The organism is Agrobacterium sp. 22-210-1, assembly GCF_053522525.1.
Map to the genome: position 1 here is coordinate 1,643,468 of NZ_JBNWCI010000001.1, position 14,268 is coordinate 1,657,735.

General features: G+C 60.0%; 13 protein-coding genes. 5 read left to right on the top strand and 8 right to left on the bottom strand.

What is annotated here, in order from left to right:
• The first annotated feature begins 145 nt into the window (after positions 1 to 145).
• On the top strand, positions 146 to 1,390 hold the full coding sequence (locus ACQZ5F_RS08235; RefSeq protein WP_225340069.1) for an MFS transporter: 1,245 nt from the start codon (positions 146 to 148) through the stop codon (positions 1,388 to 1,390).
• A 248-nt stretch (positions 1,391 to 1,638) separates the two neighbouring features.
• Positions 1,639 to 3,012 (top strand): magnesium transporter, encoded by a 1,374-nt coding sequence (gene mgtE / locus ACQZ5F_RS08240; RefSeq protein ID WP_137083880.1) that lies wholly within the window; start codon positions 1,639 to 1,641, stop codon positions 3,010 to 3,012.
• Between the two features lie 69 nt (positions 3,013 to 3,081).
• Here mgtE and ACQZ5F_RS08245 read toward each other — a convergent pair whose 3' ends face one another.
• Positions 3,082 to 3,921 carry an undecaprenyl-diphosphate phosphatase gene (locus ACQZ5F_RS08245; RefSeq protein ID WP_046798698.1) on the bottom strand — a complete coding sequence of 280 codons (840 nt, stop codon included), beginning with the start codon at positions 3,919 to 3,921 and terminating at the stop codon, positions 3,082 to 3,084.
• 120 nt (positions 3,922 to 4,041) lie between these two features.
• Complete coding sequence (locus ACQZ5F_RS08250) at positions 4,042 to 4,431, bottom strand: winged helix-turn-helix transcriptional regulator (RefSeq protein WP_046798697.1); 390 nt, start codon at positions 4,429 to 4,431, stop codon at positions 4,042 to 4,044.
• Between the two features lie 103 nt (positions 4,432 to 4,534).
• On the opposite strand from ACQZ5F_RS08250, the gene ACQZ5F_RS08255 reads away from it, so the two are divergent.
• Positions 4,535 to 5,551 (top strand): zinc-binding alcohol dehydrogenase family protein, encoded by a 1,017-nt coding sequence (locus ACQZ5F_RS08255; RefSeq protein WP_225340068.1) that lies wholly within the window; start codon positions 4,535 to 4,537, stop codon positions 5,549 to 5,551.
• Between the two features lie 90 nt (positions 5,552 to 5,641).
• Here the strand turns inward: ACQZ5F_RS08255 and ACQZ5F_RS08260 are convergent, their stop codons facing one another.
• Positions 5,642 to 6,382: a pentapeptide repeat-containing protein gene (locus ACQZ5F_RS08260; RefSeq protein ID WP_046798695.1), complete on the bottom strand. Its 741-nt coding sequence runs from the start codon at positions 6,380 to 6,382 to the stop codon at positions 5,642 to 5,644.
• 348 nt (positions 6,383 to 6,730) lie between these two features.
• A complete protein-coding gene (locus tag ACQZ5F_RS08265) occupies positions 6,731 to 8,395 on the bottom strand; it encodes an electron transfer flavoprotein-ubiquinone oxidoreductase (RefSeq protein ID WP_225340067.1) in 1,665 nt (554 codons plus the stop codon).
• 388 nt (positions 8,396 to 8,783) lie between these two features.
• Here ACQZ5F_RS08265 and ACQZ5F_RS08270 point away from each other — a divergent pair, with 388 nt between their 5' ends.
• The gene (locus tag ACQZ5F_RS08270) at positions 8,784 to 9,395 is read left to right on the top strand and encodes a 3'-5' exonuclease (protein WP_046798693.1); all 612 of its coding nucleotides are present in this window, start codon (positions 8,784 to 8,786) and stop codon (positions 9,393 to 9,395) included.
• Between the two features lie 36 nt (positions 9,396 to 9,431).
• Here ACQZ5F_RS08270 and ACQZ5F_RS08275 read toward each other — a convergent pair whose 3' ends face one another.
• The 3 genes from ACQZ5F_RS08275 to ACQZ5F_RS08285 all read right to left on the bottom strand — a co-directional run bounded on the left by ACQZ5F_RS08275 (position 9,432) and on the right by ACQZ5F_RS08285 (position 12,142).
• A complete protein-coding gene (locus tag ACQZ5F_RS08275; protein ID WP_225245186.1) occupies positions 9,432 to 10,007 on the bottom strand; it encodes a GNAT family N-acetyltransferase in 576 nt (191 codons plus the stop codon).
• Between the two features lie 269 nt (positions 10,008 to 10,276).
• Complete coding sequence (locus ACQZ5F_RS08280; protein ID WP_225245185.1) at positions 10,277 to 11,041, bottom strand: isocitrate lyase/PEP mutase family protein; 765 nt, start codon at positions 11,039 to 11,041, stop codon at positions 10,277 to 10,279.
• Between the two features lie 180 nt (positions 11,042 to 11,221).
• Complete coding sequence (locus tag ACQZ5F_RS08285) at positions 11,222 to 12,142, bottom strand: cation diffusion facilitator family transporter (RefSeq protein ID WP_225245184.1); 921 nt, start codon at positions 12,140 to 12,142, stop codon at positions 11,222 to 11,224.
• An 80-nt stretch (positions 12,143 to 12,222) separates the two neighbouring features.
• On the opposite strand from ACQZ5F_RS08285, the gene ACQZ5F_RS08290 reads away from it, so the two are divergent.
• Positions 12,223 to 13,011: an SDR family oxidoreductase gene (locus ACQZ5F_RS08290; RefSeq protein ID WP_052817655.1), complete on the top strand. Its 789-nt coding sequence runs from the start codon at positions 12,223 to 12,225 to the stop codon at positions 13,009 to 13,011.
• Between the two features lie 20 nt (positions 13,012 to 13,031).
• Here ACQZ5F_RS08290 and ACQZ5F_RS08295 read toward each other — a convergent pair whose 3' ends face one another.
• Positions 13,032 to 14,009 (bottom strand): GGDEF domain-containing protein, encoded by a 978-nt coding sequence (locus tag ACQZ5F_RS08295; protein WP_225340066.1) that lies wholly within the window; start codon positions 14,007 to 14,009, stop codon positions 13,032 to 13,034.
• Positions 14,010 to 14,268: the final 259 nt, after the last annotated feature.

The window sequence follows — 14,268 nt, forward strand, 5'->3', positions numbered from 1 at the left end:
CGAGAATCGCTCTACCGCAACGCATCATTTCATGTTAGGGATCACTTAAGGTCATTTTCATGACCGCGCATCTCCAGTCAGGGCAGACCGCTCCCATACGGTCTTGCCCTTTTTTCTGTGGGGTCCTCCCCCTTCTCAGGTCATCATGAGCCAGTCGAAAATTTCCGAAGCCCATCCCGCAGCGGAGAATGAAACCGTTTACACGGGGGCTCCGGCCGTGGCGCTCTCGCCGCTTGCCATCGCGCTTATCGAACTGGCGCTGGCCGCCGGCGGCTTCGGCATCGGCACCGGCGAATTCGCCATCATGGGCCTGTTGCCTGACGTCGCCACGACCTATGGCGTGACGGTGCCACAGGCGGGTTATGTGATCACGGCCTATGCGCTCGGCGTCGTCATCGGTGCGCCGATCATCGCCATCCTTGCCGCGCGCATGACGCGGCGCGCTTTGCTCCTCGGCCTGATGGGGCTTTTTGCAGCCGGCAATATCTTAAGCGCCATCGCACCTGACTTCCTGAGCTTTACCGTGCTGCGCTTCATCACCGGCCTGCCGCATGGGGCCTATTTCGGCGTTGCGGCGCTGGTGGCGGCCTCCATGGCGCCGATCCATAAACGGGCCCGCGCCGTCGGCCGCGTGATGCTCGGCCTCACCATCGCCACGCTGCTCGGCACGCCGCTTGCCACCTTCTTCGGCCAGCTGCTGTCCTGGCGCGCCGCCTTCATGCTGGTTGGCGGCATAGCGCTCCTGACCGTTGCCCTGCTGTGGCTGTTCCAGCCGCGTGACCGGGTGGAGGAAGGCGCGAGCGTCTGGCGCGAACTCGGCGCTTTCCGCCGCGTGCAGGTGTGGCTGACGCTTGCCATCGCGTCCGTCGGTTTCGGCGGCATGTTCTCGGTGTTCAGCTATATCGCCAAGACCACTACCGATGTGGCGATGATGCCGGTTTCCACCGTCTCCATGGTGCTGGCGCTGTTCGGCATCGGCATGAATGTCGGCAATGTGGTCGGTTCACGGCTGGCCGATATCTCGCTCAACGGCACGATCGGCGGCATGCTGGCCTTCAACGTGCTGGTCATGGCGGTGTTCGGCATGACGGCGCATGACCCCTTCATGCTCTGCCTCTGCGTCTTCCTGATCGGCTGCGGTTTTGCCGCCTGTCCGGCGGTACAGACGCGGCTGATGGATGTGGCGCAGGATGCGCAAACGCTTGCCGCCGCCTCCAACCACTCCGCCTTCAACATCGCCAATGCGCTCGGCGCCTGGCTCGGCGGACTGGTTATCGCCATGGGCTACGGCTATGCCTCGACAGGTTATGTCGGCGCGGTTCTGTCCCTTCTCGGACTTGGCGTTTTCCTTGTTTCCGTCACCGTCGAGCGGCGCGAAAAGGCGGCCTGAGCCGGCCATATCGCAGCTTACGGAAATTTCACAATCGGCCGCTTGACTCTTTTCGGTTTCAGGCGCAACACGGCCTTACGCGCATGCCTTGCGGCACGGCGCGGATTTCAACGGAGCATCATTAGATGTCTAGCGACAGTAGCAGTCGATTGCCTTTGCCGAGACCGGCGAACGTGAACTGATCCGACCGCTGTCGGCTCACCACCGCGTTCGCCGTTATCGGCGAATCGACGGAAAGGTGAGCAATCATGAACTTCCACAACCTCTCCCAGAGGGCCAGCAAGGCCGCACGTCTTCTTCGTAGCGGCAATACCGGCTTCACCACCATTGCCGAACGCGTCGAGCACCTCAACACGCTCGATGTCGGCGATGCTGCAACCGCCCTGCTCGCCATGCCGCAGGCAAAGGCCGTCGCCATTCTCGACCGGCCGGAACTGCATGGCGCAGCCGCCATCATCGCCCATATTCCTGTCGAACAGGCCGCCCGCTTCGTCAACCTGATGTCTGACGACCGCGTGGCCGACGTTATGGCGGAAATGGAAGAAGAGCCGCGGGCAAAGCTGTTTTCCCGGCTGGACCGGACGACGGCGCTCTCCATCAAACATCTGATGGGTTATCCGCCGCGCACCGCCGGCTCGATCATGACCACGGAATTCGTCAGCGTGCCTGATGACTGGACGGTGGAACAGACCCTTTCGCACATCCGCGTCGTCGAGCGGTCGCGTGAAACGGTCTATGCCATCTATGTGCTGGCTCAGGACGGAACGCTTTCCACCGTTGTGACGCTGCGCCGCCTGCTGACCGGCGAAGCCGGCGCCTCCATTCTGTCAGTCGCATCGAAGGAAGGCATCGTCTGCGCCAGCCCATTGATGTCGCAGGAGGATGTCGCCCGGCTGATCCGCAAGCACGACCTTCTGGCGCTGCCCGTCGTCGATGACCGTTCACATATTCTCGGCATCGTCACCGTCGACGACGTGATCGACACCATGATCGCCGACACAACGGAAGACGCCCACAAGTTCGGTGGTATGGAGGCGTTGGGCAAGCCCTACATGACGATCGGCTTTCCGGACATGATCCGCAAGCGCGCAGGCTGGCTTGCAGCGCTGTTCCTCGGTGAAATGCTGACGGCCAGCGCCATGCAGCATTTCGAGGGTGAGCTGGAAAAGGCCGTGGTGCTGACGCTGTTCATTCCGCTCATCATGTCGTCGGGCGGCAATTCCGGTTCGCAGGCAACCTCGCTCATCATCCGGGCGCTGGCTCTCGGCGAACTCAAGCTTTCCGACTGGTGGCGGGTGCTGCTGCGGGAAATCCCGACGGGCCTGACGCTCGGCTGCATTCTAGGCGCCATCGGCTTCCTGCGTCTGACGGTCTGGCAGCAGGCCGGGTTTTATGACTATGGCGAGCACTGGCTGCTGGTCGGCGCAACGGTCTTTGCAGCGCTTGTCGGCATCGTCACCTTCGGCTCGCTCGCCGGCTCCATGCTGCCCTTCGTGCTGCAGCGCCTGCGGCTCGACCCCGCAAGCGCATCGGCCCCCTTCGTCGCCACGCTGGTGGATGTCAGCGGCCTCGTCATCTACTTCTCGGTGGCGCTGGTGATCTTGAGCGGCACATTGCTTTGAAAGACGAAAGGCCCGCTCTTCCGGAGCGGGCCTTTTCATTTGCGGAATGTGCCTGCGCGCAACAGCCCATCAGCCGCCGGCGCTGATGACGCCCGTTCCGAGCAGCCCAAGCAGGATGAAGCCGATGACCACGCGATACCAGACGAAGGGCATGTAGCTCTTGGTGGAGACCAGCTTGAGGAAGACGACAATCACCGCATAACCGACGATGAAGGCGATCAGGGTGGCAAGTCCCGTCTGCCCCCAGCCGACCGGGTTATCCTCACCGATGCTCTTGAAAAGCTGGTAGAAGCCGGAGCCGAAAACGGCGGGAACGGCGAGCAGGAAGGAATAACGCGCCGCCGCCTCGCGGGTATAGCCGAGCAGCAGGCCGGCGCTGATGGTGCCGCCGGAGCGCGAGACGCCGGGGATGAGCGCCATGGCCTGCGCGAAACCGAAGAGGATACCGTCGCGCCAGATCAGCTGGTTCAGCTTGTAACGCTTCTCACCGATCCTGTCGGCGATGCCGAGAACGATGCCGAAGACGATGAGCATGACGGCGGTGATATAGAGGTTGCGCAGCGAATGCTCGATGGCGTCCTTGAAGAACAGGCCGAGAAACACGATCGGCACCGAACCGACGATGATCAGCCAGCCGAGCCGGGCGTCGGCCTTGTCATAGGGGCCGCCGAGGCGAAGGTTCTGCCGCAGCCACGCCGTGGCGATCCGCATGATGTCGGACCAGAAATAGACCAGCACCGCCATTTCCGTGCCGATCTGCGTAATCGCGGTGAAGGCAGCCCCGGGATCCGCGCCTGATGGCAGGAACTCCCCGGCTATCCTCAGATGTGCGCTTGAAGAAATCGGAAGAAATTCCGTAAGTCCTTGCAAAAGACCGAGAAATCCGGCCTCCATCCAACCCATGCTCATGTGCTTTGATGTCCCTGCTGCGAATCACGATGGCAGCATTATGCATTAATCGGGGCAAATGCATGTTGCATTGCACCATCCCGAGCATTGAGAGCGTCGCGTGGTTTTACCCGTGATTTTTCAGGCCGCCTTCTCCGCGGCCTGCGGCAGCTGGGTGTATTTCGCGCCGTTCTTGCAGACGACATGGGCATCGCCCCAGACTTTCAGCGCCGAAATCACCGGCTTCATGGTGTCGCCAAGCGGTGTCAGCGCGTAGTCCACGCGTGGTGGCACCACCGGGAAGACGGTGCGCGAAATCAGGCCCGCCTCTTCCAGTTCGCGCAGCTGCTTGGTCAGCATGCGCTGGGTGACGCTTGGGATGTGGCGACGCAGCTCGTTGAAGCGCAACGTGCCCTCGTTGATGAGGTGATAAAGGATCACACCCTTCCATTTTCCATCGAGGAAACTTAAGGCCGATTCCACCGGGCAGCCGGGAAAATTGCCGGTGAGCTTGGCGCGCGGTCGCGACATCACAGTATCCTTTTTGTATGTATCATCACAAAATGTGCATTCTTGCGATTGGTGTTCATATGTATCAAGTAAGAGGCACGCAAACAAGCAAAGGAGACTGTTCATGCGCGCCATCGGTTACAGGACAAGCCAGCCCATCACCGCCAAGGATGCGCTTGTCGATATTGACCTGCCGCAGCCGGAGGCGAAGGGGCACGACATTCTGGTGGAGGTGAAGGCCGTTTCGGTCAACCCCGTTGACACCAAGGTGCGCCGCAACCAGTCGCCGGAAAATGGTGCTACCCGCGTCCTCGGCTTCGACGCTTCGGGCGTGGTGAAGGCCGTTGGTGACAAGGTTTCGCTGTTCAAGCCCGGCGACGAGGTGTTTTACGCCGGCGTTATCAACCGTCCGGGTTCCAACAGCGAATTCCACCTGGTCGATGAACGCATTGTTGGTGCAAAGCCGAAATCGCTGAATTTCGAGGAAGCCGCAGCCCTGCCGCTGACGGCGATCACCGCTTACGAGACACTGTTCGACCGGCTGCGGGTGAAGGACCCGGTTCCGGGCGCGGCCAACGCCGTTCTGGTCATCGGTGGCGCCGGTGGCGTCGGCTCCATCGCCATCCAGCTTCTGAGGGCGCTGACGGACCTTACCGTCATCGCCACCGCCTCGCGGCCGGAAACGATGGCCTGGGCGACGGAACTGGGTGCGCATCACGTTGTCGATCACAGCAAGCCGATCGCGCCGCAGGTGGAGGCGCTTGGTCTTGGCGCGCCGGGCTTCGTCTTCTCGACCACCCATAGCGACATTCACGCCGCCGACAGTGTCGCAACCATCGCCCCGCAGGGCCGTTTCGCGCTGATCGACGATCCGGCCGGCGGTTTCGACGTCATGGCCTTCAAGCGCAAATGCATCTCGATCCATTGGGAAATGATGTTCGCCCGCGCCGTCTTTGAGACGCCTGACATGATCGAGCAGCACAAGTTGCTGAACCATGTTGCGAAACTGGTCGATGCCGGCAAGATCAAGACGACGCTGACGGAAGTCTTCGGCACCATCAATGCCGCCAATCTCATCAAGGCGCATGCGCTGATCGAAAGCAACAAGGCCAAGGGCAAGATCGTGCTTTCAGGCTTCTGACCGACGCGACGGCGCGTCCGCATGTGCGGGCGCGCCAATTCCGCCCCATGCCTCTGCCACGCGCGAAAAATCTCGCGTGGCTTTTTCTTGTCAATCCTCGTCCGGATCTTCCGGGCACGGCCATGATGCAGGCGTGGTCAGGCCGCTCGGCAATTTTGTTTTGGCATCGCCGCAGGCAATATCGACCTGCCTTTGCTCCAGCCCCGTCGCCGTGGAAAGATCGAGCCCCTCGATGCGCGTCAGGAGCAGGAAGGCGCTGGTGAAATCCACCGGCCCGGCGAGCTTTGCACCGCCAAAGCGGGCGCGCGACAGGTTGGTCAGGGAGAATTTCGAGCCGTTCAGCGTCGCACCCTCGAAATCGGCGCGGCCGAGTTCGGCCTTGGTGAAATCCGTGCCGTCGAGCTTGGTTTTTTCGAACTTGGTGCGCTGCATTTCTGCGTTGATGAATTTCGCGTTGGTGGCGTCGGCAGCGCTAAAGTCGCTGCGATAGGCTTCCACCTTGGTCAGATTGGCGCCCTGCAGGTTCGCCTCCCCCAGCGCCGTGCGGATGAGCTTCGCCTTCTCGAGATTGGCGCCCTTCATCGAAGAGCCGCGCAGGTCGGTATAGGTGAAGTCCGTGCCGTAAAGCATCGCCGAATCGAGATTGCTGCCGCCCAGCATCAGAAGTCGCTTGTTGCATTCGCGCCAGTCTATGCCGGCCATGGCATCCGTGCGGCAGCTGGCAGCCACCAGCGGGCCGCCACTGAGCGAAACGGCCACAACCACGCCCGCCGCCAAAGCGGCGCCAAACCTTGTCTTCCGCACGATATTCAGCCTTTGAAAGCCGGACATTCTCTTAACTCCCTGTCGTCGGGCGACGACACCTAGGACCATATGCACGTTCAAGGCGTTACCGCATCGCTGAACCACAATCCACGGGCCACGCGACCATGCAACACCCCAACATCCTATATGTAAGAAATCCAAGAGCAATCCACAAATAGGCAGGGGGCAAAGAACGCTTTCGCCTTCGTCATGCCGGCCTTGAGCCGGCATCCAGCCACGGCGCGTCTGCGCAGTGAAAAGGCCTTCTCGCCGCGCAGACGCGCGTCGGCTGGATTCCGGCTCAAGGCCGGAATGACGGAAACGGGATAGGCCCGAATACAACGACGGAGGGGAATTCACCCCTTTTAGCCACCATCACATATTGGCGTAAACCGGCCCCTCGCCGCCCTGCGGCGGCACCCAGTTGATGTTCTGGTTAGGATCCTTGATGTCGCAGGTCTTGCAGTGCACGCAGTTCTGGGCGTTGATGACGTAGACCTCTTCGCCGTCCTTCTCCACCCATTCGTAGACACCGGCCGGACAATAACGTGTCGAAGGCCCCGCATAGACGTCGTGCTCGGAGCGCTTCTGCAACTCCATGTCCTTCACCTGAAGATGCACCGGCTGGTCTTCTTCATGGTTGGTGGAGGACAGGAACACCGAGGACAGGCGGTCGAAGGTCAGCACGCCATCGGGTTTCGGATAGGCGATCGGCTTGTGCTTCGAAGCCGGTTCGAGGCTTTGCGCATCCGTCTTGCCATGCTTCAGCGTGCCGAAGACCGAGAAGCCGAACAGCTGGTTCGTCCACATGTCGAGACCGCCAAGGCCGACGCCAACAAGCGTGCCGAATTTCGACCAGAGCGGCTTGACGTTCCTGACCCGCTTCAGGTCCTTGCCGATATCGCCGTCGCGCCATTCGGCCTCGATCTCCGCCACCTCGTCATGGGCGCGGCCGGCCGCAATCGCCGCGGCGATCTTGTCCGCTGCCAGCATGCCCGACAGCACCGCATTATGGCTGCCCTTGATGCGCGGCACGTTGACGAAACCGGCGGAACAGCCGATCAGCGCGCCGCCCGGGAAAGTGAGCTTCGGCACCGACTGGTAACCGCCTTCGGTGATGGCGCGCGCGCCATAGGAGATGCGCTTGCCACCTTCGAATGTATCGCGGATGGCCGGATGCGTCTTGAAGCGCTGGAATTCCTCAAAAGGATAAAGATAGGGGTTCTTGTAATTGAGATGCACCACGAAGCCGACGGCGACGAGATTATCCTCGAGGTGATAAAGGAACGAACCGCCGCCGGTCTTGAAGCCAAGCGGCCAGCCGAAGGAATGCTGTACGAGGCCCTGTTTATGGTGTTCCGGCTTGACCTGCCACAGTTCCTTGATGCCGATGCCGAATTTCTGCGGCTCGCGATCCTTCGACAGGTCATATTTCGCGATCAACTGCTTGGCGAGCGAACCACGCACACCCTCTCCAACAAGCACATATTTGCCGTGCAATTCCATGCCGCGGGTAAAAGCGGGGCCGGGTTCGCCGTTCTTTTCAACGCCCATGTCGCCGGTGGCGACACCGATGACCGCGCCTTCGTCATTATAAAGCACTTCGGTGGCGGCAAAGCCCGGATAGATCTCGACGCCGAGCGCTTCCGCCTTTTCCGCCAGCCAGCGACAGACCAGCCCGAGCGAGACGATGTAATTGCCGTGATTGTTCATCAGCGGCGGCATCATGAAATTCGGCAGGCGGATGGAGCCGGCCGGCCCTAAGAACATGAACTGGTCGTCCTTGACCTCGGTCTTGAAGGGATGCCCCTCCTCCTCGCGCCAGCCGGGCAGAAGACGGTCGATACCGATCGGATCGACCACCGCGCCGGAAAGAATATGCGCGCCGACTTCGGCACCCTTTTCCAGAACGACAACCGAAAGCTCCGGCTCCACCTGCTTCAGCCGGATCGCCGCGCTGAGACCCGCAGGACCCGCGCCAACGATCACAACGTCGAATTCCATCGCTTCGCGTTCAGGCAGTTCCATCGCTTCCGTCATCTCATCCTCTCAGATCGCCGGTCCCATCCGGCTGTTATTATATCCGCTTTCCACCATCGGCAGGGCATTGCCGGTGTAAGGCAAAAAGCCCGTGCGCAACAAGGAGTTCGCCTCCCCCTGTCTTCGCAAAGCAAGACGCCTTTGTCGAGCTTCTATAGCGGCAAAACATGTCGCACGCCACTCAATTGTCAGACAACCTGACGACTATTTTATTACTTTTACGTTCACGTAATATGAAGAATAGGGGTGACATGTTTAGGCGTCAAGAGCCGTTACCGTTTGGCCAGCGCCGATTACTCCCGGGCAAGGCGCTGGCGGCCGCCATTGCCATTCTGGTGATCGGGACTACCGTAGCAAGACGAGCGATCCGAGTGGGGGGGCACGGCACATGAAAACAGCTATCGTCTTCGACTGTGAATTTCTCTGCATTCAGGGGTCGCAAAGCCGGTTCTGGTGTGCGGCAATCGATCCTGATCCCGTTATCGCCCAGATCGGCGCGGTGAGGATCGGCCTTGAAGCCGATTTCCCTGTTCTGGAGACCTTCAAATCCTATGTCACGCCTGTTGACCGGCATGGCGACAGATATGCGCTCGATCCATATTTTACAAACCTCACCGGAATTACCGAAGAACAGATCGACGAGAAGGGCACAAGCCTTCACAAGGCACTGGCGGATGTGGAGACGTTCTCACAAGGAGCGAAATTGTGGTCCTGGGGGAAAGACGAGCTGAATATGATGGCGATCAGTTGCTATATTGCCGGTATAAGCCCGCCAATTCCCGCATCCCGGTTCGATAACGCCGTCAAGCTGCTGCTTGCCGCCGGAATGCCCGTGGAGGACCTTGCCCGAACACCGAGCAACAGACTTGCGGACTATTATGGTGTCGATCACCCCGTTCTCAAAGGACATGATGCGCTGGATGATGCCCTGTCGGTTACCTACACGCTTCAGTATCTTCTGCGGTCCGGGAAACTTCTGCCCTCGGCGTTTGACCGTTAGGGCCCGATAGCTGATACCACCCCTCACTCCGGGGCGTTATTCTGGCGAGGCCTGCGACAGGGTTTTCCACTCGTCATTCAAAACGGCATAGATGAACTCGTCACCCCACGTGCCATTGAAGCGGTCATTCTGAATGAGATGTGCTTCCCGGCGCATTTTGAGACGTTCGACGATCCCGATCGAGCCGCGGTTCAGGGTGTCCAGCCGGGCAAAAATCCGGTGAAATCCAAATACGTCGAAACCCAGCCCAATCATCGCCCGCACGGCCTCGGTGGCGTAACCCTTTCCAGAGAAGGACGGATTAAAGATATAACCGACTTCAGCCTGCAGCGCTTCCCGGCTGGCGATTTTCAGAAGTACCTCGCCAATCAGCGCGTCATCATCGCGCCGGATCACCGCAAGCCGCAGCGTATCGCCATCCTCTGTGAACGAACCCGCCACTATCTCGGCGAACTGGGCCGCGAGCGCCGTCTTCCCGGGCGGTGAGGCGTATAGAAATCTGTAGACGTCGCTGCGACTGTGATAGTCGGCATAAGACGGGAAATCCTCATCCCGGAACGTGCGGAGGATCAGACGTGCCGTCTGTAGCGACGAAAAACTTGACTTGTCCATGAATACCTATTGCCGATAACCCCGCCTATGTAGGTTTCGAGTGGACAGATGCAAGCCGGCTCAGGCGAGTTACGCCCTGCCGGGATCGCGCAAATGTGGTCCGGCCGGCCACAGGATGGTTGTTCCCGTGGCCATTTTCACCTTGCCGGACTGTTCCTCTCCGAAGCCGTCAGCACTTGTCCAGCGAAAGGGCAAGGTCGGCGACAAGGTCGCCCGGATGTTCGATACCGATTGACAACCGGATTTTTGAGTGAAGCGCGCGCCTCTTTTCAGGCAAAAATACGCGCGCTGCTTTCCAGGTCGCCACTGACCCTTGCGTAGGGTGCGGGTCCGAAACTGATCCGGGCGACGCCGATCTCTGCCAGCGCACGAACCTCTTCCATGTCCCCCGATGTCATGACGTTGATCGGCAGCGTCGTCTGCCGGCATATTTTTTCGATGAGCTTTTTATCCTTCAGCCCCGGCACGAAGAAGCCATCCGCGCCTGCTGCGGCATAGGCGGCCTCGCGGGCGAATACTTCGTCCAGCAGGGACGCATGATCCACCCCTTCCGCTGCCTTGAGAAAAACATCCGTTCGCGCATTGATGAAAACCGGAATACCGGCATCGATTGCCGCGCTGCGGACCGCCCGAAGCCGATCCGACTGGTGGCCGATGTCATGCAGACCCTTGCCGTGCACCACCTGATCCTCGAAGTTCAATCCGATGACGCCGAGGGCAAACAGGCGGCCTACATTTTGCCTGACAGTGGCGGGATCATCTGCGTAACCGCCTTCAAAATCCACGGTGAGAGGCAGATCCACACATTTCGTTATGCGCGCGACGACCGACAACGCGTCATCCAGCGGCATTTCCTCGCCATCCGAATAACCCTGTGCCGCGGCGACAGACCAGCTTCCGGTCGCTATCGCCTTCGCCCCGCCACGCGCAACGGCCACCGCACTTCCCGCATCCCAGATGTTGTAGAGGACGATGGGATCGCCCGGAATGTGCAAGCTCCGAAATATTTCCGCACGTTCGATTTGACTGTTCATCGCGGTCTCTCCTTTGATCGATATTGCTGAGCTTTCGCTCATCCAATCAGTCGTTACGGGCGCCCGAAGCCGCCGCAACAATTCGGAAACTGCTAACACCGGCCGCGCGTTGCGACCGCCGATTTTCGGGCGTCGATTTCCTTATTTGCAAACATCGCGTGACAGTCTCAGGCGTCTCGCTCAGATCGCCCATTCCTCATCCGTCGTGAAAACAATCGTCAACCAACGATCCGCCCCCTCACCGCCAAGCGCATCGCCGATCTCGTCGCGGATCGCATCCCATTGCTCAAGCCGTCGGGCCGGCCAGTTCTTCGGCACGATGAAGAAAAGCTCGATCTGTCGGCCACGGCCGACGCGGGCGACATAGGAATAATGCGAGGCGAAGCCGAATTTTTCGACGGTCTCCGTCGCCACCCGATCCACATGTTGCTTGAATTCCAGCGGCGTGACCAGAAGGATATCGGCGAGCGCCTGTTTCACATTGCCGAGCGGCATGGGAATGATGACGAGGCAGACCAGCGCCAGCACGGCCGGATCGATATAGGGAGAGAGCCATGCCTGCGATGTTCCGGTCAGCCCGTAACCGATGGCAAAGGCGACGAACAGCGCCATGCTCAAAAGCGCGCTCATCAGCCAGCTTTTGGCATCCAGCGCCACGAAGGCGGATTTCAGCCTGCGGTTCTGCCTTTTGACGAACCATGCCATGGCGAGAGAGACGGCGAAGCTGAAGAAGGTGACGATGATGGCATAATCGAACTCGATCGAGCGCCCGCCATCCATCAGGCTGTCGATGGCATTGATCAGCGCATAGATCGCCGCGCCCATCAGAAGCGTGCCGTTAAGGCCGAGCACCATCGGTTCCAGATGCCAGAAACCCATGGTGAAACGCTCCACCAGCCGGCCACCCGGCCTTGGTGCTGCGGAGGCCGCGATAAGTCGCGCCACGAGCAACGCCAGCACCGTCATGAAAGCATCGGTAAGCGCATAAACGCCATCAAAAACCACGGCGAAGGAGCCGGAGAACAAACCCGCGCTGACGCCGAACAGTGCCAAAAGGACCGTGACGGCGATGGAGAATTTAAGCAGAGATTGTTCTGTCATGACGTGTATTTGACCTTCAAAAGCGGACGCCACCTTCCTATAAACAGCACAGACACTACTCACAAGACAGGACAAACCCCATGGATTTCGGCATTTCCGGCAAACGCGCCCTCGTTCTCGCCTCTTCTCGCGGCCTTGGGCTGGGCATTGCCACGGCGCTCGCCAAGGAAGGCGCAAACGTTCTTCTCGTCGGCAGAAGCGGCGAAAAACTGGACGCGAATTGCAAGACCATCAACGCGCTCGGCAAAGGCAAGGCCGACTGGGTGTGGGGTGATCTTGCCGATGACAATTTCGTCGACGCCATGGTTGAAGCCGTCAAGGACAAGCTCGGCGGCATCGATATTCTCGTCAACAATACCGGGGGACCGACGCCTGGTCTCGCACAGGAAATGACGACCGAGAAGCTCGACACCTTCTTCCAGTCGATGGTGCTGCGCGTCATCACGCTTACCAATGCGCTGTTGCCGCAGATGAAGGAACAGGGTTTTGGCCGCATCCTGACCGTCGCCTCATCAGGCGTGTTCGAACCCATTGCCAATCTGGCGCTCTCCAACACCCTGCGCGGCGCACTGGTGGGCTGGAGCAAGACGCTGTCCAGTGAAGTGGCCGGTTTCGGCATCACCTCCAACCTGCTTCTGCCCGGCCGCATCCACACCGACCGCATCGACGAGCTGGATGGCGCCAACGCCAAGCGCCTGGGCAAAAGCGTCGAGGAAATCCGCGAAGCTTCGGTCAAGAGCATTCCGGCCGGTCGCCTCGGCACGGTGGAAGAATTTGCCGCCGCCGGCGCTTTCCTCTGCTCGGTGCCGGCAAGCTATATCACCGGCACGATGTTGCGGGTGGATGGCGGCGCGGCGAAGTCGAACTGACAGCTGCCACGCACAAACCGTCAGGAGACCGCTTCGTAGATCACGAAGCGGTTTCGGCCGGTATTCTTGGCTTCATAAAGAGCCGTGTCGGCGCGGCGCAGTACGTCGCTGGCGCTCTCGCCGGGATTGGCAAAGGCGATGCCAGCCGAACAGCTATAACGGAAATCCGGCATATCCCCGAGCGGTGACGCATCAGCCAGCGTCGACAGCAGCCGCTGCATGACGGCCTCGGCGATATGCATCCGCGAACCGCTGAGGACGAGAAGGAACTCTTCTCCGCCGATCCGGCCGACGAGATCGTCGCGCCCGACGCTCGCGGAAAGCCGCGCGGCGAAATCCTTAAGAACCAGATCGCCACAGGCATGTCCGAAACGATCATTCACCGACTTGAAGTGATCGATATCCATGATGATGACGGCAAGCGCCTGCGCCTTGCTGGGACCGAGCATGTGATTGAGGCTATCCATGGCGTAACGGCGGTTGCCGAGACCGGTTAGTTCGTCGCTCAGCGCCGACTTCAGCGCCCTGTCGCGCTGCTGCCGCAGATCGCGCAACTCGATGCCGAGTTCGGAAACATCGGTGACGACACACAACATCCAGCCGCCCGGCAACGTCGTTTCAGTCGTCAGCATCCAGCGCCCGTCATTCAGGCTGGTCTCGATGGTGCGAAAGGGCAGCTTGCCGCGCCTCGTCCTGGTGGAGCGCAGCCACAGTTCAAAATCGGAGGTTTCGATGGCGGTGCCGGTGGAACTGCTGTAACCGCTGCGCATCAACTCCACCCAACTCGGGAAGTCATCCGGCCCCATGCCCAGCGCCTCGCGGAACACGGTGTTGGCAAAACGCAGCTCGTCACCACCGTCGAAAAGGGCATAGCCCTGCTGCGACGCTTCCATAAGTTCCATGAGATGGCGATTGAAGCTTTCCGCATCACCGCGAACAAGGGGCGGCCGCTCTGACGGTGCTTCTTGACGGGCGGAAAGGGCCAGCTTTCGGGACATCGAGGCTTCCGTTTAAAAACGCAACAGATAAAAAATAAATCTACACTTCAGCACTATATTTCTATCTTATACTCTCTGTACGCAAAAAAATATTTAATAAGGGCAGGAAAGTCCAGCCCTGAATGCGACGGTTGCTTCATACAAATGTCACAATAAACGTGGGAGCGACGCTTGCCATTCCGTCGAGCTTATGCAATCAACCGCCCTCCTCTGACATCGGGACGCCAAAGGCATCCCTTATTTTCACGCCGGGCCACCC

Excerpts from the sequence above, each read along its gene's own strand:
- ACQZ5F_RS08235 (WP_225340069.1), top strand. The coding sequence starts at position 146 with ATGAGCCAGTCGAAAATTTCCGAAGCCCATCCCGCAGCGGAGAATGAA.
- mgtE (WP_137083880.1), top strand. The coding sequence starts at position 1,639 with ATGAACTTCCACAACCTCTCCCAGAGGGCCAGCAAGGCCGCACGTCTT.
- ACQZ5F_RS08245 (WP_046798698.1), bottom strand. The coding sequence starts at position 3,921 with ATGAGCATGGGTTGGATGGAGGCCGGATTTCTCGGTCTTTTGCAAGGA.
- ACQZ5F_RS08250 (WP_046798697.1), bottom strand. The coding sequence starts at position 4,431 with ATGTCGCGACCGCGCGCCAAGCTCACCGGCAATTTTCCCGGCTGCCCG.
- ACQZ5F_RS08255 (WP_225340068.1), top strand. The coding sequence starts at position 4,535 with ATGCGCGCCATCGGTTACAGGACAAGCCAGCCCATCACCGCCAAGGAT.
- ACQZ5F_RS08260 (WP_046798695.1), bottom strand. The coding sequence starts at position 6,382 with ATGTCCGGCTTTCAAAGGCTGAATATCGTGCGGAAGACAAGGTTTGGC.
- ACQZ5F_RS08265 (WP_225340067.1), bottom strand. The coding sequence starts at position 8,395 with ATGACGGAAGCGATGGAACTGCCTGAACGCGAAGCGATGGAATTCGAC.
- ACQZ5F_RS08270 (WP_046798693.1), top strand. The coding sequence starts at position 8,784 with ATGAAAACAGCTATCGTCTTCGACTGTGAATTTCTCTGCATTCAGGGG.
- ACQZ5F_RS08275 (WP_225245186.1), bottom strand. The coding sequence starts at position 10,007 with ATGGACAAGTCAAGTTTTTCGTCGCTACAGACGGCACGTCTGATCCTC.
- ACQZ5F_RS08280 (WP_225245185.1), bottom strand. The coding sequence starts at position 11,041 with ATGAACAGTCAAATCGAACGTGCGGAAATATTTCGGAGCTTGCACATT.
- ACQZ5F_RS08285 (WP_225245184.1), bottom strand. The coding sequence starts at position 12,142 with ATGACAGAACAATCTCTGCTTAAATTCTCCATCGCCGTCACGGTCCTT.
- ACQZ5F_RS08290 (WP_052817655.1), top strand. The coding sequence starts at position 12,223 with ATGGATTTCGGCATTTCCGGCAAACGCGCCCTCGTTCTCGCCTCTTCT.
- ACQZ5F_RS08295 (WP_225340066.1), bottom strand. The coding sequence starts at position 14,009 with ATGTCCCGAAAGCTGGCCCTTTCCGCCCGTCAAGAAGCACCGTCAGAG.